Below are 26,029 nucleotides of genomic sequence, written 5' to 3' on the forward strand. Positions count from 1 at the left end.
TGCCCACTGGCTCATGCGCGCGCCATCCGCCGCATCCGCGCCTCGGCCTTGGCCTGCGCGAGCAGGGTCCGCATCCGCATCAGCACGATCGCGGCGAACAGAAAGGTGAAGCCGCCCAGCGCGATGGGCAAAGGCCAGAGCAGTGACCCGTCGATACTGGAGCCGGTCAGCCCGATCGACTGGCCCTGGTGCAGCGTGTTCCACCACACCACCGAGTACCGGATCACCGGCAGCAGCGCGGTGCCCGCCAAACCGTAAAGCGCCGGAATCCGCCCGTCCCCGCCGCGATCGGCATCGGCCCGCGCCAATGCGATATAGCCCAGATAGACGAACAGCAGCAGCAGCATCGAGGTCAGCCGCCCGTCCCATTGCCACCATGTCCCCCAGGTCGGCCGCCCCCAGATCGACCCGGTCGCCAGGCACAGCGCCGCGAACACCGCCCCCGGCCAAGCGATGGCGCGCGCGGCGACCTGCGCCAGCGGATGCCGCCAGACCAGGAGCGACAGGCTGGCCACCGCGATCCCGCTCCACCCACCCATGCCCAGCCAGGCGGCGGGGACATGGATATAGAGGATGCGCACCGTCTCGCCCTGAAGATAATCGGGCGGCGTCTGGGTCAGTCCCGCCCAGACCGCGATCGCGATCAGCACGACGCCCAGCCCCAGGAAAATCCCGGTGAGCGGACGGGCGATCTTCAGGAAGCGCGCGGGGTTCGCAAGGGTGTGCAGGGTGGCCACGATGACAGGACTGTAAGCGGGTTTTTCCGGCGCGTCATCCGTGTTTCCGGCCAACCCATTCCATCTTAAGCCCCTCCCGCAGGCGGGAGGGGTTTGGGGAGGGCATGGTGTCTCGCAGAGTGCGTCGCCCGTGGCTTGCCCTCCCCCATCCCCTCCCGCCTGCGGGAGGGGCGTGAGACTCATGGAAGTCGGGACCTCTTCCCGCCCTGATTCGTCTTCCCATCGCAGCATCCCTATCAAGGGGAGCAAAGGGGACCCTCACTTCACCATGCCCGTTCTTCTGCTCGCCCTCGCGCTCGCCCCCACCACCCTCCCCGCGCAAACCACCGAACCCGACATCATCGTCACCGGCCGGGGCCTGAGCGACCAGCCGGGCGACCGCGCGCTGGATGTGGTGACGATCGACCGCGACCGGATCACGCAGAACGCCTCGCAGCGGCTGGAGAACGTCCTGGCCGATGTCGCGGGGCTCCAGCAGTTCCGGCGATCGGACAGCCGCTCGGCGCATCCGACGTCGCAGGGCATCACGCTGCGCGGACTGGGCGGCAACGCCTCCAGCCGGGCGCTCCTCGTCCTCGACGGGGTGCCGCAGGCCGATCCGTTCGGCGGCTGGGTGGTGTTCCCGGCCTATGCCACCGGGCGGCTGGGGCGCATCCGGGTCACGCGCGGCGGCGGGTCGGGATATTGGGGCCCCGGCGCGCTGGCGGGCACGATCGAGATGGACAGCGCCACCCCCGACCAGCTGTCCCCGCTCGATCTGGCGCTGTCCTATGGCAGCCGGGATTCGATCGATGCGCAAGGGGCGGCGTCGCTGGTGCGGGGCGATGGGTTCCTGACATTATCGGGGGCCTATGCACGCGGCGATGGCTTCACCCCCATTGTCGAGGGGCAGCGGGGGCCGGTCGACCGCCCCGCCCCGTATGAGCAATATTCGGGGGCGGTGCGCGGCGTCGTCGGGATCGCGCCCTCGACCGAGTTGCAGATGACGCTGGCGGCGTTTCACGATGCGCGCGATCGGGGCACCGACTTTACCGACAATCGCTCGGACGGGGCGGATGCCAGCGTCCGGCTGGTCGGACGCGGCGCCTGGGGCTGGTCGGCGCTCGGCTATGTCCAGACGCGGCAATTCGCCTCGCGCTATGCCAGCGTGAACGCCGCGCGGACCACAGCGACGCTGACGCTCGACCAGTATAATGTGCCCGCCACCGGACTGGGCGGCCGGCTGGAGGTCTCCCCGCCGTTGGGCGAGGCCGTGACGCTGCGGCTGGGCGGGGACATTCGCGATACGAGCGGACGGACGCAGGAGCTTTACACCTATGTCGCGGGCCTCCCCACCCGGCGGCGGGAGGCGGGCGGTGCGACGCGGACCATGGGGCTGTTCGCCGATGGCAGCGTCGAGGCGGGAGCGCTGACCCTCACCGCCGCCGCGCGGGTGGATGACTGGCGCATCCGCAACGGGCGGCTGGACGAGAATGCGCTGGCGACCGGCGCGGTGCTGACCGACAGCGATTTTCCCGACCGTTCGGGGCAGGAGTTCACCGGGCGGCTGGGCGTGGCGCTGCGGCCGGGCGAGCCCGTGACGCTGCGCGCGGCGGCCTATCGCGGCTGGCGCCTGCCGACGCTCAACGAACTCTACCGGCCGTTCCGGGCGGGTGCCGACGCCACCGCCGCCAATGCCGCGCTGAACCCCGAACATGTCGAGGGTATCGAGGGTGGGTTCGACCTGACGCCACTGGCGGGCGTGCGCCTGTCGGGCACCTATTTCCTCAACCGCCTAACCGATGCGATCGCCAATGTGACGATGGGGCGCGGGCCGGGGACCTTTCCCGGCGTCGGCTTCGTCGCCGCGAACGGCGTGTACCGGATGCGGCAGAATCTCGACGCGATCCGGTCGCAAGGGTTCGAGCTGGAGGCCAATGCGTCCTCGGGGCCGGTCAGCGCCCGCGCCTCCTGGTCGCACGTCGATGCCAGGGTCGAGGCATCGGGGCTTGCCGCGCCGCTGGATGGCTTGCGTCCGGCCCAGACTCCGCGCGACCAGCTCTCGACGACGCTGGCGGTCGCGCATCGCGGCGCGGCGCTCAGCGGGACGGTGCGGCATGTCGGACGCCAGTTCGAGGACGACCAGAATGTCCGGTCGCTGGCCCCCGCGACGACGCTGGACGCCTATGCCGCGGTGCCGGTCACGCGCGGCTGGCTGATCGAGGCGCGGGCGGAAAACCTGGCCGATGCGCGGGTCGAGGCGGCGTATAGCGGCGCGGGGCTGATCGAGCGGGCGACGCCGCGCACCTTGTGGATCGGGGTTCGAACGCGGTTGTAATCCCTTGGCCTTGGCCTTGGCCTTGGCCTTCGACTTCGCTCAGGCTGAACGGAGGGTGGTACTGAACCCCGTTCGCCCTGAGCGAAGTCGAAGGGCCTTCGCCCCTATCCCCGCTTCTTCACCAGCGCCGTCCGCAGGCACCGGCACACCACCTCGTCGCGCTGGTTCCACGCCTCGTGCCGGAACGTCACCAGCCCCGCGCCCGGCCGCGACTTGCTTGCCCGAAGCGCCGTCACCTCGCTCGTCGCGCGCAGCGTGTCGCCCAGGAAGACCGGCGCGGGCATGACCAGTTCGTCATAGCCGAGATTGGCGACCAGCGTCCCCAGCGTCGTCTCCCCCACCGACAGCCCGACCATCAGCGAGAAGGTGAAGGTGCCGTTGACGAGGATCTGCCCGAACTCGCTGGCCCGTGCGGCTTCCGCATCGATGTGCAGCGGTTGCGGATTGTGCGTCATGGTCGAGAAGAGGAGATTGTCCGTCTCGGTCACGGTGCGGCGGATCGGATGGTCGATCCGGTCGCCGATGGTCCAGTCCTCGAAGAAGCGCCCGCTCATGCCGCATCCTCCGCGACGATGCGAACCAGCGCAATGCCCTCTGCCACCTGCCCGCCAGCCTGGGCCTTCAGGTCGGTGACGATGCCGTCGAAGGGCGCGGTCAGGACATGCTCCATCTTCATCGCCTCCAGCGTGACGAGCGGCTGGCCCGTCGTCACTGCCTGTCCCTCGGTCGCCGCGACCGCGATGATCCGGCCGGGCATGGGCGACAGGATCGCGCCATCCCCCGCCCCGCCCGCCGCCAGCCCATCGGCGCGCCAGCGGGTGAAGGACCAGCTTTGCCCGCCCTCCGAGATCAGCACCTGATCGGTCGGCGCCGGGGGCACATCGCCCACCTCGCTGAAATCGACGGTGATCGGCCGCCCGTCGAGCAGGAAGCGCGCGCTTCGCCGGGGCGCGGCATTGAGGCGGAAGCCGGTCAGTTCGTCCTGCCCGATCAGCGCGGCGGCGGCTTCGGCCAGCGCTTCCTCGGACGGCTCGGGCGGCGGCATCAGCGCCTCGCCCTCGCGCGCGATCAGGCCGGTATCGACCCGGCCGCCCGCGAAGTCGACATGGTCGAGCGTCTGGACCAGAAAGCCCGCATTGGTGCGCACCGGCCAGATCACCGCCTCGTCCAGCGCATCGGCCAGCGCCTCGCGCGCCTCCTCGCGGGTGTCGCCATGCGCGATGACCTTGGCGATCATCGGGTCGTACCAGGGGGTGATCTCCGCGCCTTGCTCGACGCCGGTGTCGATGCGGATCGCGGGGTCGTCGCCCAGGTCGAACACCTCCAGCGTGCCGATCGCGGGCAGGAAACCCTTGGCCGGGTCCTCGGCATAGAGCCGCGCTTCGATGGCATGACCCTGGATCGAGAGATCGCCCTGCGTCATCGGCAAGGGCTGGCCCGCTGCGACGCGCAGCTGCCATTCGACCAGATCGACGCCGGTGATCGCTTCGGTCACGGGATGCTCGACCTGGAGGCGGGTGTTCATCTCCATGAACCACACCCGGTCGGCACGCAGCCCTTCGGAGGCGTCGGCGATGAACTCGATCGTGCCCGCCCCCACATAGTCCACCGCCTGCGCGGCGCGGACCGCGGCGGCGCAGACGGCTTGCCGGGTGGCGTCGTCCATGCCGGGCGCGGGGGCTTCCTCGATCACTTTCTGGTGGCGGCGTTGCAGCGAACAGTCGCGCTCGAACAGATGAACGACCTGCCCATGGCGGTCGCCAAAGACCTGCACCTCGATATGGCGCGGCGAGAGGATATATTTCTCGATCAGCACCCGGTCGTCGCCGAACGACGACGACGCCTCGCGACGGCAGGAAGCCAGCGCCTCGGCAAAACCGGCGGAGTCGTCGACCCGGCGCATCCCCTTGCCGCCGCCGCCCGCCACCGCCTTGATGAGCACGGGATAGCCGATCGCGTCGGCCTCGGCGGCAAGGCGGTCGGGCGACTGATCCTCCCCCAGATAGCCGGGGGTGACGGGCACCCCGGCGGCGATCATCCGCGCCTTGGCGGCGTCCTTCAGGCCCATGGCACGGATGCTGTCGGGATCGGGGCCGACCCAGACCAGGCCGGCGGCGATCACCTTCTCGGCAAACTCGGCATTTTCGGACAGGAAGCCGTAGCCGGGATGGATCGCCTCCGCCCCGCTCTCGCGCGCGGCGGCGAGGATGCGGTCGGCGTCCAGATAGCTTTCGCGCGCCGGGGCGGGGCCGATGGCGACGGCTTCGTCGGCGAGCCGGACGTGGAGCGCCCGCGCATCCGCTTCGGAGTAGACCGCGATGGTGCGCAGACCCATGTCGCGCGCCGTGCGGATGATGCGGCAGGCGATCTCGCCGCGATTGGCGATGAGGAGGCTGTTCATCATCAGGATTCCAGCTTGAACATGATGGCACCCGGGCGTTCGGCGATCGCGTCGAAGATCACGGTCAGGATGCGATCGAAACGCTCACCGATCACCTTTCGCGCGGCGGCGGCGTTGGTGATAGACAAGCTGATCGGTGGATCGACGACCGCGACCAGCAGATCGAACAGCGCGTCCAGGTTACCGCCATACCATGTGACGCCCGATGCCTCGCGGATGCGGGCATGGAAATCGGCCTCGTCCACCAGGGTCGCGCCGTCGATGGCCAGGTCCATCGGCATCACATCCGGAACACCCCGAAGCGGGGCGCCTCCGCGATCGGCGCGTTCAGGCACGCCTCCAGCGCCAAGCCCAACATATCGCGCGTCTGCGCCGGATCGATGATCCCGTCATCCCACAGCCGCGCGGTCGCGTACCAGGGATTGCCTTCGTCCTCGTAACGCTGGCGGATGGGGGCCTTGAACGCCTCCGCCTCGTCCGGCGTCCAGCTTTCGGCATCGCGGTGGACCGTTGCCAGCACGCTCGCCGCCTGTTCGCCGCCCATCACGCTGATCCGCGCATTGGGCCAGGTGAACAGGAAGCGCGGGGAATAGGCGCGCCCGCACATGCCGTAATTGCCCGCGCCGAAGCTGCCGCCGATCAGCACGGTGATCTTGGGCACCTGCGCGGTCGCCACCGCCGTCACCAACTTGGCGCCATGTTTGGCGATTCCTTCCGCCTCGTAACGGCCGCCGACCATGAAGCCGGAGATATTCTGCAGGAACAGCAAGGGGATACGCCGCTGGCAGGCCAGCTCGATGAAATGCGCGCCCTTCTGCGCACTCTCCGAGAACAGAACGCCGTTATTCGCCAGGATCGCAACCGGCTTGCCATGGATGTGGGCGAAGCCGCAGACCAGGCTGGCACCGTACAACGCCTTGAACTCGTGGAAGCGCGATCCGTCGACCAGCCGGGCGATGACCTCATGCACGTCATAGGGCGCCCGCACGTCCTGGGGGATCAGGCCGTACAGCTCCTCGGCCGGATAAAGCGGCGCATCCGGCTCGGCCAGGTTGATGTCGGGCAGCATCGGCGGCGGCAGCGTCGCGACGATGTCGCGGACGATCGACAGGGCATGGTCGTCATCCTGCGCGACATGGTCGACCACGCCCGACTTGCGCCCATGGGTGTCCGCGCCGCCCAGTTCCTCGGCCGAGATGACCTCGCCCGTCGCCGCCTTCACCAGCGGCGGTCCGGCCAAGAAGATCGTCCCCTGCCCGCGCACGATCACGGTCTCGTCCGACATGGCGGGAACATAGGCGCCGCCCGCCGTACAGCTGCCCATGACGCAGGCGATCTGAGGGATGCCCGCCGCCGACATCTGCGCCTGGTTGAAGAAGATGCGGCCGAAATGATCGCGGTCAGGAAACACCTCGGCCTGGTGCGGCAGGTTCGCGCCGCCGCTGTCGACCAGATAGATGCAGGGCAGCCGGTTCTCCAGCGCGATCTCCTGCGCGCGGAGGTGCTTCTTGACCGTCAGCGGATAATAGGTGCCGCCCTTCACCGTCGCGTCGTTGGCGACGATCATCACCTGCCGGCCATGCACCCGGCCGATGCCCGCGATCACGCCTGCGCCGGGCACGGCGTCTTCGTACAGTCCATTGGCGGCAAGCTGGCCGATTTCCAGGAAGGGCGCGCCCGCGTCGAGCAGCTGTTCGACGCGATCGCGCGGCAGCAGCTTGCCGCGCGCGACATGGCGTTCGCGGGCGGTTTCACTCCCGCCAAGAGCAGCCTTGGCCACATCGGCACGGAGACGCTCGGCCAGCGCGCGGTTATGGTCGGCGTTGGCGCGGAACGCCGCATCGTCACGGGCGACCCGTGTGGAAAGAATAGCCCCCATCACATCCTCCCCATCTTCGATGGGGAGGGGGACCGCCGCGAAGCGGTGGTGGAGGGGCAAGCCCCTCCAGCCCCTCCAGCACTCGCTTCGCAAGCGGTCCCCCTCCCCGCGCAAGGCGCAGGGAGGATTGCGATTGCCGTCATTGCACCACCTTTTCGAGCTTGCCGATCAGTTCGCGGCCGATCAGCATCCGGCGGATTTCGTTAGTGCCTGCGCCGATGTCGAGCAGCTTGGCATCGCGCGCGAAGCGTTCGACCGGCCAGTCCTTGGTATAGCCCGCCCCGCCCAGCGCCTGGATCGCCTCCATGGCCACTTTCACCGCATTTTCGCTCGCCAGCAGGATCGCGCCCGCCGCGTCGAAGCGCGTCGTCCGTCCGGCATCGCAACTCCGCGCCACCGCATAGACATAGGCCCGCGCCGAATTGAGCGCGACATACATGTCGGCGACCTTGGCCTGGATCAGCTGGAACTCGCCGATCGCCCGGCCGAACTGGCGCCGCTCGCGGACATAGGGCACGACCACGTCGAGGCACGCCTGCATGATGCCCAGCTGAATCCCCGCCAGCACCGCGCGTTCATAGTCGAGCCCGCTCATCAGCACGCCGACGCCGCCATTCATCGGCCCCATCACCTGCGCGTCCGACACGAAACAGTCGCTGAAGACCAGCTCGGCGGTCGGGCTGCCGCGCATGCCCATCTTGTCGATCTTCTGCCCGATCGCGAAGCCGGACATGGCTTTCTCGATCAGGAAGGCGGTGATGCCCCGGCTGCCCTCGCCCGTCTTGGCATAGACGACCAAAGTGTCGGCATAGGGCGCGTTGGTGATCCAGAATTTGGTGCCGTTCAGCACCCAGCCGCCATCGGCCTTCACGGCCCGCAGCTTCATCGAGACGACGTCCGACCCGGCCGACACTTCCGACATGGCCAGGCTGCCGACATGCTCGCCGGAGATCAGGCCGGGCAGGTATTTCGCCTTCTGTTCTGGGCCGCCCCAGCGGCGGATCTGGTTGACGCACAGATTGGAATGCGCGCCATAGGACAGTCCGAGCGATGCCGAGGCGCGCGACACTTCCTCGATCGCGACGACATGCTCCAGATAGCCCAGACCCAGCCCGCCATCGACTTCGTCGACGGTGATGCCGTGCAGACCCAGCGCACCCATTTCGGGCCAGATGTCGCGCGGGAACCAGTCCTCCGCGTCCATGCGCGCGGCCAGCGGGGCGATCCGGTCGGTGGCGAAGCGGCGCGTCGCCTCACGAATCATGTCCGCGCTCTCGCCGAGCGCGAAGTCGAAATCGTCGATCATGTCCTCTCCAGCGGATCTGATGTCCGTTGCGTGGCTTTAACCGGATATTACCCGACCGCGCAATGATTGTTCCAAAACGAGATTAGGTGTCGCGATAAGGGATCGATTGCCGTGCTCAACCATTTGCAAAGGGGTCAGTAACCCGGCATGTGGCAGGGAAGAGAGGAAAGCCCGACCCTGATGGCCACCCGTACCATCGCAACCGACCCTGGCCAGGATATCACGGCTTGCGATCGGGAACCCATTCACATTCCAGGCGCCATCCAACCCCACGGCCTGTTGCTGGTCGTGGCGGCCGATACGCTGTGCGTCGTCGCCGGAGCCGGTGCGATCGAGGAGCGGCTGGCGCCCGACTGGCTCGGCCAGCCGATCGCCGCACTGGTCGGGGATGAGGTGGCGCAGATCGTCGGCGCGATGCCCTCCGTCATGGGATCGGTGTCGGCGGTGCGCCCGGTCCATGGCCTTTCCGAAATCTTCACCGCGGTCGTCCATCGCACGCCCGACCATCTGCTGCTGGTCGAACTGGAGCCGGGGATCGCCGACACCCCCTGGGGCGGCGGCAGTCCGCTGAACTGGCTGGACGCGGCGGCAACCAGTTTCGAGCGGGCGGGCGATCTGCCGATGCTTTACGAGCGGGCGGCGACGCTTTTTCGCACGCTGACCGGGTTCGACCGGGTCATGCTCTATCGCTTCATGGACGAGGATTCGGGGCAGGTCGTGGCGGAGTCCCGTACGCCCGAGCTTCATTCCTTCCTGAACCATCATTTCCCCGCCTCGGACATCCCCAAACAGGCGCGCGCGCTGTATATCCGCAACCGGACGCGCAGCATTCCCGATGTGGATTATGTCCCCGCCCCGCTGCGCCCCGCCGGGTTCGAGACGGTGGACCTCAGCGATGTCGGCCTGCGCAGCGTGTCGCCCATCCATGTCCGCTATCTGAGGAATATGGGGGTCGCGGCCTCCGCCTCGATCTCGATCGTCAAGGACGGGCTGTTATGGGGGATGATCGCCTGCCACCATCACAGCCCGCGTCGCCTGTCCTGCGAGTTGCGCGCCGCCGCCGCCGCGCTGGCGGGTGGACTGGCCCGCCAGATTCGCGCGCGGGAAGAGGCCGAGCTCTATCGTGAGCGGCTGCGCCTGCGCGCGGACGAGGATGCGATCCTGCCGCGCATCACCGGATTGGGCGAGATTTCGACCGCCGTCGCGCGGATGATGCCCGAACTGATGGCGATGCTGGGCGCGACCGGCTTTGCCATGGTCGAGGGCGGCAAGGTGCAGAGCCATGGCGTCTGCCCGCCGCCGCTGGCGATGATCGAGCTGGCGCGCTGGGCGACCGCGCGCACCGGCGGCGAGCTTTATGCGACGCATGAGCTGGGCAGCGTGTCGCCCGACGCCAAGGCGCTCGCCGCGACCGCCAGTGGGATGCTGGTGCTGCCGCTGGTCGATGGCGGGGTGACCCTGTTGTGGTTCCGTCCCGAACAGGTCGAGGAGATCGAATGGGCGGGCAATCCGCACAAGTCGGTCGGCCTGTCGCCCGACGAGACGCTGACCCCGCGCGCCTCCTTCGCCAGCTGGAGCGAGACGGTGTGCGGCCGGTCGCGCCGCTGGACGCTGGAGGAGATGGAGGCGGCACATCGCCTGCGCCGCGCGCTGCACGATGCCTTTCAGAACAACCGGCTGCGCGGGCTGAACGCCGCGCTTCAGCGGACGATGGACGACAAGGACGCGCTCCTGCTCCAGAAGGACGTGCTGATGAAGGAGGTGGACCACCGCGTCCAGAACAGCCTTCAGCTCGTCTCGTCCTTCCTGGCGCTCCAGGCGCGGTCGACCAACGACCCGCAGGTCCGCGAGCAGCTGACCGAGGCGCAAGCCCGGCTGTCCGCGGTCGCGCTGGTCCACCGCAGGCTGTACCGCGACGACCAGATCCAGACGGTCGATCTGGCGCGCTATCTGGAGGAACTGGTCGGCGACATGAAACAGTCGCTGGGGGCGGAGTGGGCCTCGATGATGCGTCTCGACCTGGCGCCCGCGCTGATGCCGACCGACCGGGCGGTCAATCTGGGGCTGGTGACGACCGAGTTGATCATCAACGCGACCAAATATGCCTATGGCGGCGCGGCCGGGCCGGTGACGATCACGCTGGAGCAATATGGCAACCGCCTGCGCCTGGTCGTCGCGGACGAAGGGCGCGGACGCAGCCATGGCGACGATGACGGGCGCGGCTTCGGCAGCCGGATGATGACGGCGATGATGCAGCGGCTGTCGGGCACGATCGAATATGCCGACAACCAGCCGGGCCTGCGCGCCATCGTGATCGCCCCGATCGCGGATTGAGGGGCGGCAATAATGCCAGCCCCCACTCCCCGTTCAGCCTGAGCGAAGTCGAAGGCCAAGAGAATCCACCCCGCCAGGCAGAGTGAGGCGATGGGAGGGGCGTGGCCTTCGACTTCGCTCAGGCTGAACGGAGGGGGGAATCGAGCAGGAGCGGAGGGAACGCCCCGGTGGAAGTCCTCTTAGGCCGCCCGTCGATACAGACCGAACACCTGTTCCGCCGCCGCCACGGCACGGTCGATCCACGCGGGGTCCACCGCCGCATCGTCCAGCGCATGCCGAAAGGCCCGCCACTCGCCCGAACCGAACCCCGATTCGAGATAGGCGCGGGGGAAGCCCTCCCCCACCTGCCGGGCCAGCATCACGCCGCCCAGCCTTGAGCCCTCGGTGACATAGAGCGCGCCCCAGCCGGTCGCCTCCTCGTCGGGCAGATCGAAAGGCAGCGGCTCGGGCATCTCCTGCCCCAGCGCCGCAAGGTCGGCCGCCAACGCCTCGCGCCGCGACCGCCATGGGAACGCCACATCCTGCCCCTGCAACCACGCCTCGACCGCCGGCAAAGCGCGGGCATGGGCGGTCAGAAAGGCCGCGTAGCTGTCCCGATCGTCCAGCCGATACGCGCCATAAGCCGTATCGACCGCATCATGCGCGGAGGCGGTGCGCGCGCGCAGCGCCTCCGACGCGGTCGTGCTTACTTCAGACAGGCGACGATCCCCGCGATCACCGCCAGCGTCTCCTCGGGGTCGCGCACGCGGACGGTATCGAGGCCCAGTTCCTTGGCCGGATAGTCGTTGCCGCCGGGGAAGATCGCGTCGCCGATGAACATCATCGTATCGAGCGGAATCCCGCTGGCGTCACGCAGCTTCTTGAGGCCATAGGCCTTGTCGACACCCTCACGGGTGATGTCGATCGAGGTCGCCCCGCCCATGTTGATCGACAGGCCGGGCAGGCGCTGCTTCAGGTCGGCCTGGATGACCTTGCGCTTCTCGAACTTGGGGTCCCAATGTTCCTTCGCGTCGATCGGCGCCTGCTGGCCGAGCGCGGAGAAGGTGATCTGGCTGCCGCGATCCTCGATCCGCTCGCCCCAGGTCTGCTCGGGCACGAAGCCGGTCGCCTCCAGCGAGGCGTCGAACGCCTCCAGGATCTTCGCCTTGGTCGCATCGTCGAACAGCTCGGCATAGACCGGGGTCCAGCCGCCGTCCTGATAGGTGTAGAGCTTGGTGCCGGTCGTCGGCATCAGCCACAGCTTGGTGCGGTCGGCGCGCTCGGGCAGGCGGCTGGCCACCTGCTTGTCGAATTGCGGCCAGTCCCCGCCCGAGATCACCGCGACATGCGCGACGTCGAGCAGGTCGGCCAGCGCCTCCCCCATCGGCTCGCCCAGGGGCTGTTTGCTTTCGGCCAGCGTACCGTCGAGGTCGAACGCAACCAGTTGCTTCATGAAGACACTCCGATTCTGGGCATGATGAAGGTATCGATGGCATAGGCCACGCCGTCGTCCGCGTTGGAACGGGTGTGTACCGATATCTGTTCCTTAACAGCGTCCGGCGCATTCGCCATCACGATCGGCAACCCGGCGCGTGTCAACATGGGAAGATCATTGGCCTGATCGCCCAATACTGCGACCTGTTCGAGGGGAACTCCAAAGGCCTTGGCGAGTGTCGCGACGCCGTCGCCCTTGTTCGCGGCCAGCGCCGTCACGTCGAGATAATAGGTCTGCGACTGGGCAATGGTCGCCTCGGTCCCGTGCGCCGCATTCGCCTTTTCGTGCAGGCCGCGCAGCAGATCGGCATCGTCGCTGACCAGCGTGATCTTGTCGACCTTGTCGACCAGCGCGGCAAAGTCCTGCGTGATCACCGGCTCCTGCGACGAAGCCTTGCGCTCATGCTCGACATGGGTGCCTTCATCGCTGCTGGCATACCAGCGATCGTTGGCGAAGACCCAGATGGCGACGTTATTGTCCGCCGCCATCGCCAGCACGTCGTTCACGACCGCGACCGGCACCCGGAACTGCGCATCGACGCGGCCGTCGCGGCGGAACACGGTCCCGCCGTTGAACGCGCCGATCGGCGCATCGATCGCCAGCTCGTCGGCCAGCCATCCCAGCCCCGACCGGGGCCGGGCGCTGATGATGGTGAAGCCGACCCCCGCCGCCTCCAGCCGCTTGACGGCGGCGATGGTGGCGGCGCGCAGCTTCTTGTCGGGGTCGACGAGCGTGCCGTCGACATCCGACACGACAAGCCGGATGGCCCCGCTCATTGCGGGATTTCGGTATGGCCGCCAAAGCCGAAGCGCATCGCCGACAGCACCTTGTCGCCATAGGTATGATCGACCCGGCTGCGATAGCGCGCGAAGAGCGAGGCGGTCAGGACGTTGGCCGGGACCTTCTCCTCCATCGCGGCGTCGATCGTCCACTGGCCCTCGCCCGAATCGGCGACATGGCCCGAGAACTGCTCGAGCATCTCGTCCTTGGCCAGCGCGATCGCGGTCAGGTCGAGCAGCCAGGACGAAATGACGCTGCCGCGACGCCACACTTCGGCGATGTCGGTCAGGTTCAGGTCGAAACGCTCATCCTCGGGCAGCTTGTCGCTGTTCTTCGACTTCAGAATGTCGAAGCCCTCGGCATAGGCCTGCATCAGCCCATATTCGATGCCGTTGTGGATCATCTTGACGAAGTGACCGGCACCGGCGGGACCGGCATGGATATAGCCCTTCTCGGCGCGCTGATCGACCTTTTCGGCGATGCGGCCCGGCGTGCGGACGATGTCACCCAGCCCCGGCGCCAGCGCGTCGAAGATCGGGTCGAGATGGTCGACCGTTTCCTTGTCGCCGCCGATCATCATGCAATAGCCGCGCTCCAGGCCCCAGACGCCGCCCGAGGTGCCGACATCGACATAATGGATGCCCTGTTCGGCCAGCGACTTGGCGCGGCGGATATCGTCCTTGTAGAAGCTGTTGCCGCCATCGATCACGACGTCGCCGTCCTTGGCCAGCTTGGCGATTTCCGCGATCGTGTCCTCGGTCGGGCCGCCTGCGGGCAGCATCACCCACCAGATCGCCTTGTCGGCGAGCTTGGTGGCCATGTCCTCCAGCCCCGTGGCCGCCTCGGCGCCGTCCTTGGCGAGCGTCTGCACCGCCTCTTCGCTGCGATCCCAGGCCACCACCTGATGCCCAGCCTGCATCAGGCGGCGTGCGATATTGCCACCCATGCGGCCAAGGCCGACCAGACCGATCTTCATGCGGAACTCCATTATGTTCTTGATGTCGTTAGAAAGTGAAAGGCCCCCTTCCCGTCCTGGGAAGGGGGCCTGTCGGATCAGGCCGTCGCGGGCTGCTTCTGCCCGATCGCGCCGAGCAGATCGTCGAACGCCTTGACGAAGGAGGCCACCCCCTCCGCCACGAGCGTGCCGGTCACGCCGTCCAGGTCCAGGCCCAGCCGTTCGGCCTCGGCCAGAACATGCTTGGCCTCGTCGATATCGGCGGTCAGCGTCTCGGCCACCGTGCCATGGTCGCGGAAGGCGTCCATGGTCTTGGGCGGCATGGTGTTGACCGTGTCCGGCCCGATCAGAGTGTCGATATAGAGCGTGTCGGGGAAGGACGGGTCCTTGGTGCCCGTCGACGCCCAGAGCAGCCGCTGCGGCTGCGCGCCCTTGGCGGCCAGCGCCTGCCAGCGGTCGGACTTCAGGAAGTCCAGATACCATTGATAGGCCAGCTTGGCATTGGCGATCGCGACCTTGCCGCGCACGGCCTTAAGCGCCTCGGCTTCCGCATCACCAGCGGCGACGCGCTCGTCGATCTTCTTGTCGATCGCCGAATCGATGCGGCTGATGAAGAAGCTGGCGACGCTGGCGATCCGGTCGATCGGCTGCCCGGCCTTGACCCGCTCTTCCAGCCCGGCCGCATAGGCCTCGGCCACCTTGATATAGGCGGCCTGCGAGAAGAGCAGCGTGACATTGACGTTGATCCCCTTGGCGATCGTCGCCGAGATGGCGGGTGCGCCGGCGTCGGTGCCGGGGATCTTGATCATCAGGTTGGCGCGGTCGACCGCGTGCCACAGCTTCTCGGCCTCGGCGATGGTCGCATCGGTGTCGTCGGCAATGTAAGGCGACACTTCCAGGCTGACATAGCCGTCCTTGGCGTCGAGACGGTCATAGACGGGCTTCAGCGTTTCCGCCGCCGCCTTGATGTCCTGGATCGCCAGATGTTCGTAACGGTCGATGGTCGCCGCGCCGGGGTTTTCCTTGTCGAACGCCGCCAGCGTGCCGTCATAGGCGTCGCCATGCCCCATCGCCTTCTCGAAGATCGACGGGTTGGAGGTGACGCCGGTCAGCCCGTCCTCGGCGACGAGCTTTTCCAAGCCCTTCGCCTCGAGGAACTTGCGATCGACGAAATCGAGCCAGGGGGCGCAGCCCTTGGCGCCCAGTTCCGACAGCTTGCTCATCACTTGGTCTCCAGCATTTCGCGGGCCACCTTCACGACATTGTCGTGGGTGAAGCCATATTTGTCCTGCAACTTGGCGAGCGGCGCCGACGCCCCGAAGGTCGACATGGTGATCGTGCGACCGTCGAACCCGACATAGCGGTCCCAGCCGATCGACCCGGCCTGCTCGACCGCCAGACGCTTGGTCACGCCCTTCGGCAGGACGCTTTCCTTGTATTCGGCGTCCTGCAGCTCGAAGCGATACCAGCTGGGCAGCGAGACGACGCGCGCCTTGATGCCATCGGCCTTCAGCGTCTCATAGGCGTCCGTCACCAGCGACAGTTCCGACCCCGTTGCGATGAGGATGATGTCGGGTGTGCCGTCGCAATCCGCAAGGACATAGCCGCCCTTCTTCACGCCCGAGGCAGGCGCGTACTTACCGCGATCGAGCGTCGGCAGCGCCTGGCGCGAGAAGATCAGCGCGGTCGGGTGGCTGGCCGACTCGACGGCGCAGCGCCATGCCTCGGCCACTTCGTTCGCATCGCCGGGGCGGATGGTGTCGAGGCCGGGGATCGCACGCAGCGTCGCCAGATGCTCGATCGGCTGATGGGTCGGGCCGTCCTCCCCCACGCCGATCGAGTCGTGCGTGAAGACGAACACCGCGCCGATCTCCATGATCGCGGCGAGGCGGATCGGCGCGCGCATATAGTCGGAGAAGACCAGGAAGGTCGCGCCATAGGAGCGCAGGTGCGACAGCGCCATGCCGTCGACGATCGCGCCCATCGAATGCTCGCGCACGCCGAAGTGGAAATTGCGCCCCTCATAGCTGCCCGGCTGGAACGAGCCGCCGTCCTTGATGAGAGTCTTGGTCGAGGGCGCGAGGTCGGCCGAACCGCCGATCAGCCACGGCACCTTGGCCGCGATGGCGTTCTGCACCTTGCCACCCGAGTCGCGGCTGGCAATGCCCTTGGCATCCGCCTCGAACACCGGGATGTCGCTGTCCCAGCCCTCGGGGAGCTTGTCGGCGAGCATCGCGTCGAGTTCGGCGGCGAGTTCGGGATATGCGGCGCGGTAGCGATCGGTCATCGCGACCCATTCGTCGCGCAGCGGCTTGCCCCGTGCCTCGATCGCGCCCTGAAAGGCTTCGCGCACGCCGTCGGGGACCAGGAACCTGGCGTCCTCGGGCCAGCCATAGGCCTTCTTGGTCGCGCGGATCGCCTCCTCGCCCAGCGGCTCGCCATGCGCCTTCTCGCTGCCCGCCTTGGGGCTGCCATAGCCGATCACCGACTTGACGACGATGAAGGTCGGCTTGTCCTCGGTCGCCTTGAAGGTGTCGAGCGCGGCGGTCAGGGCGGCGACGTCGTTCGCGTCGTCGACATGCAGCACGTTCCAGCCATAGGCCTCGAACCGCTTGCCCACATCCTCGTTGAACGCGATGTCGGTGCCGCCCTCGATCGAAATCTGGTTCGAATCGTAGATCCAGCAGAGGTTGGACAGCTTGAGATGCCCGGCGGTCGAGGCGGCTTCCGACGCCACGCCCTCCATCATGTCGCCGTCGCCGCACACGACATAGACGTCATGGTCGAAGACGGGGAAACCCTCGCGGTTGAAATGCGCGGCCAGCCAGCGCTCGGCGATCGCCATGCCGACCGAATTGCCGCAGCCCGCGCCCAGCGGGCCGGTCGTGGTCTCGACGCCGGTGGTGTGGCGATATTCGGGATGGCCCGGCGTCCTGGAGTTGAGCTGGCGGAAACCCTTCAAGTCCTCCAGGCTCAGCGCGGGCTTGCCCGACTTGTTGCCGTCCGCGTCGATCTCCTCGATCCCCGCGAGGTGGATCAGCGAGTAGAGCAGCATCGAGGCATGGCCGACCGACAGCACGAAACGGTCGCGATTGGGCCAGTCGGCATGGGCGGGGTCATAGCGCAGGAATTTGGACCAGATGGTATGTCCGACCGGGGCCAGCGCCATCGGCGTGCCGGGGTGGCCCGAATTGGCCTGCTGCACCGCGTCCATCGACAGGGTACGGATCGTGTCGATGGTCAGGCGCTCGATCGACCCATCTTCATGCAGATGGGTGTCGGCCACGGCGTTGGTGGTGGCATCGGTCATGGAATCTGGCCTCATCCTTCGTATATGTGACCGCACGCGGGCGCGAACGATCCTGGTTGCCATGCGCCACCGGCCTTAGCGCGGGTTCCGCCCCCGTTCCAGCCGGGTAACGATTCCGTCGTCGGCAATATAGGCGGCATCGATTTCGCTGAGGAACAGGCCATGCCCCACGACGCCGGGGATCGCCATCAGCGCGTCCGCGAGCGCATGCGGGACCGCATCGTCCCAGCCATGGCCGTCGACGACGATATTGCCATTGTCGGTCCGGTAATCCTGTCGCTCGACGCAGCGGACGAACAGCTGCGCCAGCCGCGACGTCGCAAAGGCCGTCGCGAAGGGCAGTATCTCGACCGGCAGCGCCGCGCCGCCCAGACGGGCCACGCGTTTTGACCCATCAGCGATCACGATCATCCGGTCGGCGGACGCCGCCACGACCTTTTCGCGCAGCATCGCGCCACCCGCGCCCTTGACTGCGCGCAGCCGCGCATCGATCGCATCCGCGCCGTCGATCGCCAGGTCGACGCGCGAGACCGTGGCGAAATCGCGCACCCGGATCCCCAGCGACGTCGCCAGCGCGGCGCTTGCCTCGGAGGTGGCGACGGCGTCGATCCTCAGCTTTCGGGCGGCCAGCGCGGCGATGGCATGGACGGCCGTCGATCCCGTTCCCAGTCCGACGAGCATGTTGTCGCAAACCTCATCGACCGCTGCGGCAGCGGCCAGGCGCTTATCGGCATCGCGATCGGTCATGTCGTTTGAAAATGCTTGAGAAACGCAAAGGCTCCCCACCCGGTGCGGTTTTGCCGCAGCGCGACAATTTGCGACAATTAAGGCAGGGGAATTAGGCCATCATCGCTTGCCTTTTCGGACCCGCCGCGTGCAATTTGTTGGCGCTCAGCAACGTTTCGTCCCGGTCGCGCATTTTCGCGCATGCCGGGCGCGCGGCCGGACTTTTCAGGCAGGTGGACGAATTGAACTTTGCAGGTTTTCGCGGGCACGGCATGCTCGCCGGTACGGCCATGGCCGTCGCACTGCTGACGCTGTCGGGATGCGGCGGGAAGGAAGCGGGTGGCGCCGCCAAGGGACGCAATGGCGCGCAGGCGACGCCGACCGTCGGCTTCGTGACCGTGCAGCCGACCAACGCCCCGATCGTGACCGAACTGGCCGCGCGGACCAGCGCCTTTGAAAGCTCCGACGTCCGGCCGCAGGTGACCGGCATCATCCGCCGCCGCCTGTTCACCGAGGGCGCGCTCGTCAAGCGCGGCCAGCCGCTCTACGAGATCGATCCCCGCCTCTATCGCGCCGCCGCCAACCAGGCCGCCGCGAACCTGCAAAGCGCGCAGGCCAATGCCGAGGCGACGCGAATCCAGGCCGAACGCTATCGCCCGCTGGCGCAGATCGAGGCGATCTCGAAGCAGGACTATACCAACGCCCAGGCCAGCGCGCGCCAGGCGGCGGCCCAGGTCGCCCAGACCCGCGCCGCGCTGGAGACGGCGCGGGTGAACCTGCAATTCACCACCGTCCCCGCGCCGATCAGCGGGCGGATCGGCCGCTCGCTGTTCACCGTCGGCGCGCTGGTCAGCTCGAACCAGACCGATCCGCTGGCGCAGATCCAGCGGCTCGACCCGATCTTCGTCGATATCCAGCAATCGGCGAGCGACCTGTTGTCGCTGCGGCGCAGCCTGTCGGCGCGCGACGGCCTGATCCCCGCCAGCGCGCAGGTCCGGCTGCGGCTGGAGGACGGCACCGATTACGGGCAGGTCGGCACGGTCGAATTCGCCGAGGCGGTGGTCGATCCGCAGACCGGCACCGTGACGCTGCGCGCGCGCTTCCCCAATCCGCAGGGGCTGCTGCTGCCCGGCATGTTCGTCCGCGCGCGGTTCGCGCAGGCGATCGACACCAGCGCCTATCTGGTCCCCCAGCAGGCGGTGTCGCGCGACGCGAAGGGCAATGCGACGCTGTTCGTCGTCGGCCCCAACGACAAGGTGCAGCAGAAGACGGTGAAGGCCGAACGCACGCAGGGCAGCTTCTGGGTGGTCACCGACGGGCTGAAGCCGGGCGATCGCATCATCACCCAGGGCCTGGCCAACCTGCGCGACGGCCAGAGCGTGCGCGCGGTGCCCGCCAACAGCCCGCAAAAGGTCCAGCCTCCCTCGCCCGAACAGATGAAGACGATGCAGGCCGCCAAGGGCAAGGCGGGCTGACCGGACCATGCTCAGCCGCGTCTTCATCGATCGTCCCATCTTCGCCTGGGTCCTTGCCATCATCGTCATGCTGGCGGGCGTCGGCGCGATCATGGGCCTGCCCATCGCGCAATATCCCGACGTCGCCCCGCCTCAGGTGTCGATCCGCGCCACCTTCCCCGGCGCCTCGGCGCAGACGCTGCAAAACTCGGTCACCCAGGTCATCGAACAGCAGCTGACCGGCATCGACGGGCTGCTCTATTTCCAGTCCTCCTCGTCCAGCCGCGGCTCGGTGTCGATCACCGCCACCTTCGCCAAGGGCACCGACCCCGACATCGCGCAGGTCCAGGTCCAGAACCAGGTCCAGCAGGCGGTCGCGCGCCTGCCGCAACAGGTGCAGCAACAAGGGCTGGTCGTCCGCAAGTCGAACCCCGACTTCCTGTTGATCGCGGGCGTCTATGACGAGACGAACCGGATGACGAACCAGGACGTCTCCGACTATCTCGTCTCCAATCTCCAGGACCCGCTGGGCCGTATCCAGGGCGTCGGCGACACCAACGTGTTCGGATCGCAATATGCGATGCGCATCTGGCTGAACCCGGAAAAGCTGGCCTCGTACCAGCTGATGCCCTCGGACGTGACCACCGCGATCCAGAACCAGAACACCGAGGTCGCGGCGGGCGAGGTCGGCGGCACGCCCTCCGCCTCGACCCAGATGCTCAACGCCACCGTGACCTCGCAGTCGCGGCTCCAGACGCCCGAGCAATTCCGCGAGATCATCGTCAAGACGCTGAACAACGGTGCGACCGTCAAGCTGTCCGACGTGGCGCGGATCGAGCTGGGCGCGGAAAGCTATGCCGCGGTCAGCCGGATCAACCAGCATCCGGGCGCCGGTATCGCCGTGCTGATGGCGCCGGGCGCCGACGCGCTGAAGACCGCCGAGCTGGTCAAGGCCGAGATCACCCGCGTCGCCAAGGGCTTTCCGCCGGGCCTGAAGGTCGCCTATGCCAACGACACCACCGCCTTCATCAAGCTGTCGATCGACGAGGTGGTCAAGACGCTGATCGAGGCGATCATCCTCGTCGTCATCGTCATGTTCGTCTTCCTGCAAAGCTGGCGCGCGACCCTGGTCCCGACGATCGCGGTGCCGGTGGTGCTGCTGGGCACCTTTGCCATCTTCTACATGGCGGGCTTCTCGATCAACACGCTGACCCTGTTCGGGCTGGTGCTGGCGATCGGTCTGCTGGTCGACGACGCGATCGTGGTCGTGGAGAATGTCGAGCGTCTGCTCGAGGAAAATCCGGATATGACCCCGCGCGAGGCGACGATCGAGTCGATGCGCGAGATCACCGTCGCGCTGGTCGCCATCGCGCTGGTCCTGTCGGCGGTGTTCCTGCCGATGGCGTTCTTCGGCGGGTCGACCGGCGTCATCTATCGCCAGTTCTCGATCACCATCGTCTCGGCGATGATCCTGTCGGTGGCGGTCGCGATCATCCTGTCGCCCGCGCTGACCGCGACGCTGCTCAAGCAGAAGGCGAAGGAGGGCGAGGACGGCGCCTGGCTCGACCGCAAATTCCCACGCGTGGCGCATGGGCTCCAGCGCGCGAAGGACGGGTTCAACCGCCGATTCGACTGGACGGTCGAGAAATATGTCTCGGCCGTGCGCACCGTGGTCGACCGCAAATGGCTGTTCCTGCTGATCTATGTCGGCGTCGTCGCGCTGCTGGCGATCCTGTTCCTGCGCCTGCCCACCGGCTTCCTGCCGACCGAGGACCAGGGCGCGGCGATCGTCCAGTTCCGCCTGCCCGCCGGTGCGACGCAGAACCGCACCATGGAGATCCAGCGCCGCGTCGAGCAATATTTCGCGCAGCATGAGGGCAAGAACGTCCAGGTGCTGTTCTCGGTCGCGGGCGGCGGCGGTGGCGGCACCAGCGGCCAGAATACCGGCCAGGGCTTCATCAACTTCGTCGACTGGGCCGATCGCAAGGGCAAGGAAAACAGCGCCGATGCGATCACCGGCCGCGCCTCCGCCGCGTTCCGGGGCTTGCGCGACGCACAGGTCTTCGCGCTGGTCCCTCCCGCCGTGCGCGGCCTGGGCCAGTCGGACGGCTTCACCATGGAGTTGCAGAACACCTCCGGCATGCCGCTGGAGAAGTTCGAGGCGGTGCGCGACGAATTGCTCGCCAAGGCCAATGCCGATCCCAAGCTGGCCTCGGTCCGCCTGACCGAGCTGCCCGACATCGCCACGCTGCGCGTCGATCTCGACCAGCAGAAGCTGTCCGCGCTCGGCCTCTCGCAGCAACAGGTGAACAGCACGCTGTCCACCGCCTGGGGCGGGCAATATGTCAACGACTTCATCGACCGGGGCCGCGTGAAGCGCGTCTATGTCCAGGGCGACGCGCCGTACCGCGCCGAGCCCGAGGACCTGAAGCAATGGTTCGTGCGCGGGTCGAGCGGGCAGATGGCGCCCTTCTCCTCCTTCTCGACGATCAACTGGGGCGTGGCGCCGACCACCCTGTCGCGGTTCAACGGCATCCCTTCCTATGAATTCCAGGGATCGGCCGCGCCGGGCTACAGCTCGGGCGACGCGATGCAGCGGATGACCGAGCTGGCGGCGGACATTCCCGGCACCTCGGTCGCCTGGGCGGGGCTGTCCTATCAGGAACGGCTGTCGGGCGGGCAGGCGCCGATCCTGTACGGGCTGTCGATCCTGGTCGTCTTCCTGTGCCTGGCCGCGCTCTATGAAAGCTGGTCGATCCCGTTCGCGGTGCTGCTGGTCATCCCGCTGGGCCTGATCGGCGCGGTCGCCTTCGTGACGCTGCGCGGGCTGACCAACGACGTCTATCTCCAGATCGGCCTGCTGACGACGATGGGGCTGGCGGCCAAGAACGCCATCCTGATGATCGAGTTCGCCGAGCAGGCGGAGAAACAGGGCAAGCGGATCATCGACGCCGCGCTGGAGGCGGCCAAGATCCGCCTGCGGCCGATCCTGATGACCAGCTTCGCCTTCATCTTCGGCGTGCTGCCGCTCGCCATCTCGACCGGCGCGGGCGCGAACAGCCGGATCGCGATCGGCACGGCGGTGATCGGGGGCATGCTGACGGCGACCGTGCTCGCGATCTTCTATATCCCGCTCTTCTTCGTGCTGGTCCGCCGGTCGGTGCGCAACGGCCTGGCCCGTCTGCGTGGGCGTCCGACGAGCGAGCATGGCGCGGGGCATCGTCCCGCCGCCACCGAAGGCGCGGAGAAGGCCTGATGCGTATTCCATCCCCCCTGCCCGCGATCCTGCTGGCCGCCACCGCCCTGTCGGGCTGTTCGATGGCGCCCAAATATGTCCAGCCCGCCTTGCCGGTGCCAGCCTCGTGGCCGGTCGGCGATGCCTATCTCCGCCAGTCGGAGGCGGCGCTGCCCAGCGTGCGCTATAGCGACATCTTCCGCGACGCGCGGCTGCAACGGCTGATCGCGCAGGCACTGGCGAACAATCGCGACCTGCGCGTGGCGGCCGCCAACATCGCCGCGACGCGGGCGCAATATCGCATCCAGCGCGCCAGCCTGTTGCCGCAGGTCGATGCGACTGGCCGCTACAGCTATACCGATCGCGGATCGGGCGGCGCGGCGAGCCAGGCGGTCGGCAATGGCGGCACAGGCACCGGAACCGGCGGAACGGGCACGGGCACGGGCGGTGTCGGCACCGGCGGAACCGGGACGGGTGTCGGCACCGGGGGCACCGGCGGCTCGATCGTCACCGGCTCGGGCGGCAATGGCAGCGCCTGGTCGGTCAATCTGGGCACAACCGCGTTCGAGCTGGACCTGTTCGGGCGCGTGCGGTCGCTGACCGGCGCGGCGCTCGACCGTTATTTCGCGACCGAGGCGGGGGCGCGGGCGACCCGGCTGACGCTGGTCGGCGATATCGCCGATGCCTGGCTGAACTATGGCGCCGACCAAAGCCTGCTCGCCATCGCGCAGCAGACCGCCGCCAGTGCCGAGCGCAGCGTCACGCTGACCCGCGCCCGGCTGGAGGGTGGCATCGCGCCGCGCACCGACCTGCGGCAGGCCGAACAGGTGCTGGCCACCGCGCAGGCCGATCTCGCGCAGCAGAAGACCGCCGTGGCGCAGGACGTCAACGCGCTGCAACTGCTGGTCGGCGCACCGATCGAGACCAGTCTGCTGCCCGCGTCGATCGAGGAGGCCGCCCCCACCATCGCCACCCTGCCCGCCGGGCTCGATTCGGGTATCCTGCTGCGCCGCCCCGATGTGGTGCAGGCCGAATATCAGCTGCGCGCGACCAATGGCCAGATCGGCGCGGCGCGCGCGGCACTGTTCCCGCGTATCTCGCTGACCGGGCTGGTCGGCTTTGCCAGCACGGCGCTGTCCTCGCTCTTCTCGGGCGGCAGCTTCAACTATTCGGTCGCGCCGTCGGTCAGCTATCCGATCTTCCAGGCGGGCGCGGGCGTCGCCGGGGTCCGCTATTCGGAGGCGCAGCGCGATGCCGCGCTGGCGACCTATGAAAAGACGATCCAGACCGCGTTCCAGGAAACCGCCGATGCGCTGGCCCGGCAGGGGACGATCGCCGACCAGCTGGGGGCCAATCGCCGCTTCCTGACGGCGGCGGCGGATACCTATCGCCTGACCGAAGCCAGCTATCGCGGCGGGATCACGCCCTTCCTGAACACGCTGGATGCGCAGCGCTCGCTCTATTCGGCGCAGCGCACGGTGATCGCGACCCAGCTGACGGCGGCGAGCAACCGCGTCACCCTCTACCGCGTGCTGGGCGGCGACTCGCTGCTGGAGGCGACGGCCAACGGCCCGGTGCCGGTCAGCCCCGCCAGCTGAGGCGATCCCGCCCGGCTGCCTCTCGCGCCGGGCGGGATGCCGTCAGGATTGCGTCTTCTTCCCTCTCCCCTGGACAGGGGAGAGGGAAGGATAAGGCATCGCTGACTGTCGATCGGCCCTAATTGCCGGACCCGCGCGCCGCGCCGACGGCGTCGCGACCGAACTGGACGATCAGTTCACCGATCTCGCGCGCTTGCGCCATCGAGCGATTGCCCTGTTCGCGCAGGAACTCGGTCTGGATGCGCATCACGTCGCCCAGATCCTTGGCCGAGGCCGCCGAGCGCATCGCGGCGAAAGCCTCGCGCGTGTTGGTTTCGGCCTGTTCCAGCATCTTGAGCGTGACCTGCGATCCGCCCTCGGCCATCTTCTGGCCGGTCGCCTGCATCGCCTCGCCCGCGCCCTTCACCCGGTCGGCAAAGGCGCCGGTGCCCATGTCGCCACCGATCGCACCCGCGCCGCCGCCATTATCCTCGGCCATCTCGTCCGTCTCCTTGCCTTTGCCCGTGTTCCTTGAACCCTTGGCCGCGTCAGGAGTTTCACCCCGCCCGGTCGCGCTCAGAACCCTGCGAAATACCGGGCCAGCATCGCCTCGGCGGGCGCGCCCAGCGTCAATCCGTCCTCGTGGCGCCCGACCCAGCCGCGCTGGACAAGCAACGCGATCCAGCGGGGGCCGGTCAGACCCTGCGGCGGCAGGCCGATGGCGTTCAGCAGCGCCTCGTCGGACAGCGGCTCGCCCGCCTCGAACAGTGCGATGATGATCTCCCAGGCCGGATCGCCGAACATATCGGCACAGGGCCCCGCGATCCGGCGCAGCTCGATCCGCTGGTTCAGGATCATCCGCGCGCATTCCCGCGGGGTCGGCACGCGCGGCGCACGCGGCACCGGCACACCGCCGCCAGGCGTCCCCGAAATGGCCGCGATACGAGTCTGCACGTCCGCCATGACCTCTACGAAATGCTGGAAGCTCGCGCGATCCGCCTCGGGCCAGTGCAGCAGGCGAAATTCAGGCTCCATGCCGCTCGCCGCCCCGCCATGGCAGGGTCCAGTCGGGATCGGTGCCATAGCGCGCCAGCCGGATGCGATGGCGCAGCACCCCCATCCCCAGCAGGACGAGCATGGGATAGGCCAGCTTGCCGCCCGCCGCCGCATACATCCACGGCATCAGCGCCGGGTCGAAGCCCTTGACCCCGTGAATCCCCACCGCCAGCAGGTGGAACGCGGCCAGCCATAGCGGCCAGAACCGGTTGGCCAGCAAAGCCACGCCGGTCAGCCCCATCATCAACGCCAGGTCGATGCCCAGCTCCAGCGCCTCGACCCGGTGAAAGCTGGTCGACGGATCGAAGGGCAGGACCACCGTCGCGACCGAGGCGCATAGCAGGATCACGGCGGTGGTGCGCTCGGGCCATCCCCCCAGCGTCAGCGCATAGAGGCAGACCAGCCCTTGCAGGAAGTTGAAGACATACACGTGAGTCACGGCGTGCCCCGTTGCCTGGATGATGGGTCGGACACGCCGTGCCTGTCGG

21 protein-coding genes are annotated in these 26,029 nt (G+C 67.8%); 5 read left to right on the top strand and 16 right to left on the bottom strand.

What is annotated here, in order from left to right; translation table 11 throughout:
• Positions 1 to 11: 11 nt before the first annotated feature.
• Complete coding sequence (gene ccmC / locus QE360_RS02055; RefSeq protein WP_309698919.1) at positions 12 to 737, bottom strand: heme ABC transporter permease CcmC; 726 nt, start codon at positions 735 to 737, stop codon at positions 12 to 14.
• 268 nt (positions 738 to 1,005) lie between these two features.
• Between ccmC and QE360_RS02060 the strand changes: the two genes are divergently transcribed.
• Positions 1,006 to 3,054 carry a TonB-dependent receptor domain-containing protein gene (locus QE360_RS02060; protein ID WP_309698921.1) on the top strand — a complete coding sequence of 683 codons (2,049 nt, stop codon included), beginning with the start codon at positions 1,006 to 1,008 and terminating at the stop codon, positions 3,052 to 3,054.
• Between the two features lie 104 nt (positions 3,055 to 3,158).
• On the opposite strand, the gene QE360_RS02065 is transcribed toward QE360_RS02060, so the two are convergent.
• The 5 genes from QE360_RS02065 to QE360_RS02085 all read right to left on the bottom strand — a co-directional run bounded on the left by QE360_RS02065 (position 3,159) and on the right by QE360_RS02085 (position 8,640).
• Positions 3,159 to 3,608 (bottom strand): MaoC family dehydratase, encoded by a 450-nt coding sequence (locus QE360_RS02065; protein ID WP_309698923.1) that lies wholly within the window; start codon positions 3,606 to 3,608, stop codon positions 3,159 to 3,161.
• Positions 3,605 to 5,458 (bottom strand): acetyl/propionyl/methylcrotonyl-CoA carboxylase subunit alpha, encoded by a 1,854-nt coding sequence (locus QE360_RS02070; protein WP_309698925.1) that lies wholly within the window; start codon positions 5,456 to 5,458, stop codon positions 3,605 to 3,607. Before QE360_RS02070 ends, QE360_RS02065 begins: the two co-directional genes overlap by 4 nt.
• Complete coding sequence (locus QE360_RS02075; RefSeq protein WP_309698927.1) at positions 5,458 to 5,730, bottom strand: barstar family protein; 273 nt, start codon at positions 5,728 to 5,730, stop codon at positions 5,458 to 5,460. The genes QE360_RS02070 and QE360_RS02075 overlap by 1 nt, the downstream gene beginning before the upstream one ends.
• 5 nt (positions 5,731 to 5,735) lie before the next feature.
• Complete coding sequence (locus QE360_RS02080; RefSeq protein WP_405052552.1) at positions 5,736 to 7,334, bottom strand: carboxyl transferase domain-containing protein; 1,599 nt, start codon at positions 7,332 to 7,334, stop codon at positions 5,736 to 5,738.
• Between the two features lie 139 nt (positions 7,335 to 7,473).
• Entirely contained in the window at positions 7,474 to 8,640 is a 1,167-nt protein-coding gene (locus tag QE360_RS02085) for an acyl-CoA dehydrogenase family protein (protein WP_309698931.1), read from the bottom strand.
• Between the two features lie 180 nt (positions 8,641 to 8,820).
• Here QE360_RS02085 and QE360_RS02090 point away from each other — a divergent pair, with 180 nt between their 5' ends.
• Positions 8,821 to 10,974 carry a histidine kinase dimerization/phosphoacceptor domain -containing protein gene (locus QE360_RS02090; protein ID WP_309698934.1) on the top strand — a complete coding sequence of 718 codons (2,154 nt, stop codon included), beginning with the start codon at positions 8,821 to 8,823 and terminating at the stop codon, positions 10,972 to 10,974.
• 179 nt (positions 10,975 to 11,153) lie between these two features.
• On the opposite strand, the gene QE360_RS02095 is transcribed toward QE360_RS02090, so the two are convergent.
• The 7 genes from QE360_RS02095 to rpiA form a co-directional block, all read right to left on the bottom strand.
• A complete protein-coding gene (locus QE360_RS02095) occupies positions 11,154 to 11,492 on the bottom strand; it encodes a biliverdin-producing heme oxygenase (RefSeq protein ID WP_309698936.1) in 339 nt (112 codons plus the stop codon).
• A gap of 167 nt (positions 11,493 to 11,659) precedes the next feature.
• Positions 11,660 to 12,406, bottom strand: a complete 747-nt coding sequence (locus QE360_RS02100) for an HAD-IIB family hydrolase (RefSeq protein WP_307103253.1) — start codon at positions 12,404 to 12,406, stop codon at positions 11,660 to 11,662.
• Positions 12,403 to 13,224 (bottom strand): Cof-type HAD-IIB family hydrolase, encoded by an 822-nt coding sequence (locus QE360_RS02105; RefSeq protein WP_309698938.1) that lies wholly within the window; start codon positions 13,222 to 13,224, stop codon positions 12,403 to 12,405. Before QE360_RS02105 ends, QE360_RS02100 begins: the two co-directional genes overlap by 4 nt.
• Entirely contained in the window at positions 13,221 to 14,204 is a 984-nt protein-coding gene (gene gnd, locus QE360_RS02110) for a phosphogluconate dehydrogenase (NAD(+)-dependent, decarboxylating) (RefSeq protein ID WP_307103249.1), read from the bottom strand. Before gnd ends, QE360_RS02105 begins: the two co-directional genes overlap by 4 nt.
• A gap of 77 nt (positions 14,205 to 14,281) precedes the next feature.
• Positions 14,282 to 15,406, bottom strand: coding sequence for a transaldolase (tal, locus tag QE360_RS02115; protein WP_309698941.1), 1,125 nt, complete (start codon positions 15,404 to 15,406; stop codon positions 14,282 to 14,284).
• Positions 15,406 to 17,493, bottom strand: a complete 2,088-nt coding sequence (gene tkt / locus QE360_RS02120; protein ID WP_309698942.1) for a transketolase — start codon at positions 17,491 to 17,493, stop codon at positions 15,406 to 15,408. The genes tal and tkt overlap by 1 nt, the downstream gene beginning before the upstream one ends.
• Positions 17,494 to 17,568: 75 nt before the next feature.
• Entirely contained in the window at positions 17,569 to 18,240 is a 672-nt protein-coding gene (gene rpiA, locus QE360_RS02125; RefSeq protein ID WP_309698944.1) for a ribose-5-phosphate isomerase RpiA, read from the bottom strand.
• 251 nt (positions 18,241 to 18,491) lie between these two features.
• Between rpiA and QE360_RS02130 the strand changes: the two genes are divergently transcribed.
• The 3 genes from QE360_RS02130 to QE360_RS02140 are packed head-to-tail and all read left to right on the top strand — an operon-like array spanning position 18,492 to position 24,506.
• Positions 18,492 to 19,694, top strand: a complete 1,203-nt coding sequence (locus QE360_RS02130) for an efflux RND transporter periplasmic adaptor subunit (RefSeq protein WP_309698946.1) — start codon at positions 18,492 to 18,494, stop codon at positions 19,692 to 19,694.
• 7 nt (positions 19,695 to 19,701) lie between these two features.
• Positions 19,702 to 22,929, top strand: coding sequence for an efflux RND transporter permease subunit (locus tag QE360_RS02135; protein WP_309698948.1), 3,228 nt, complete (start codon positions 19,702 to 19,704; stop codon positions 22,927 to 22,929).
• Positions 22,929 to 24,506, top strand: a complete 1,578-nt coding sequence (locus tag QE360_RS02140) for an efflux transporter outer membrane subunit (protein WP_309698950.1) — start codon at positions 22,929 to 22,931, stop codon at positions 24,504 to 24,506. Before QE360_RS02135 ends, QE360_RS02140 begins: the two co-directional genes overlap by 1 nt.
• 118 nt (positions 24,507 to 24,624) lie before the next feature.
• Here QE360_RS02140 and QE360_RS02145 read toward each other — a convergent pair whose 3' ends face one another.
• The 3 genes from QE360_RS02145 to QE360_RS02155 form a co-directional block, all read right to left on the bottom strand.
• On the bottom strand, positions 24,625 to 24,984 hold the full coding sequence (locus tag QE360_RS02145) for a phasin family protein (protein WP_307103235.1): 360 nt from the start codon (positions 24,982 to 24,984) through the stop codon (positions 24,625 to 24,627).
• A 77-nt stretch (positions 24,985 to 25,061) separates the two neighbouring features.
• The gene (locus QE360_RS02150; protein WP_309698952.1) at positions 25,062 to 25,520 is read right to left on the bottom strand and encodes a hypothetical protein; all 459 of its coding nucleotides are present in this window, start codon (positions 25,518 to 25,520) and stop codon (positions 25,062 to 25,064) included.
• Positions 25,510 to 25,980, bottom strand: a complete 471-nt coding sequence (locus QE360_RS02155; protein WP_307103231.1) for a hypothetical protein — start codon at positions 25,978 to 25,980, stop codon at positions 25,510 to 25,512. Before QE360_RS02155 ends, QE360_RS02150 begins: the two co-directional genes overlap by 11 nt.
• Between the last annotated feature and the right edge of the window lie 49 nt (positions 25,981 to 26,029).

It is taken from the genome of Sphingomonas sp. SORGH_AS_0789 (assembly GCF_031453055.1).
Taxonomy (GTDB): Bacteria; Pseudomonadota; Alphaproteobacteria; order Sphingomonadales; family Sphingomonadaceae; genus Sphingomonas.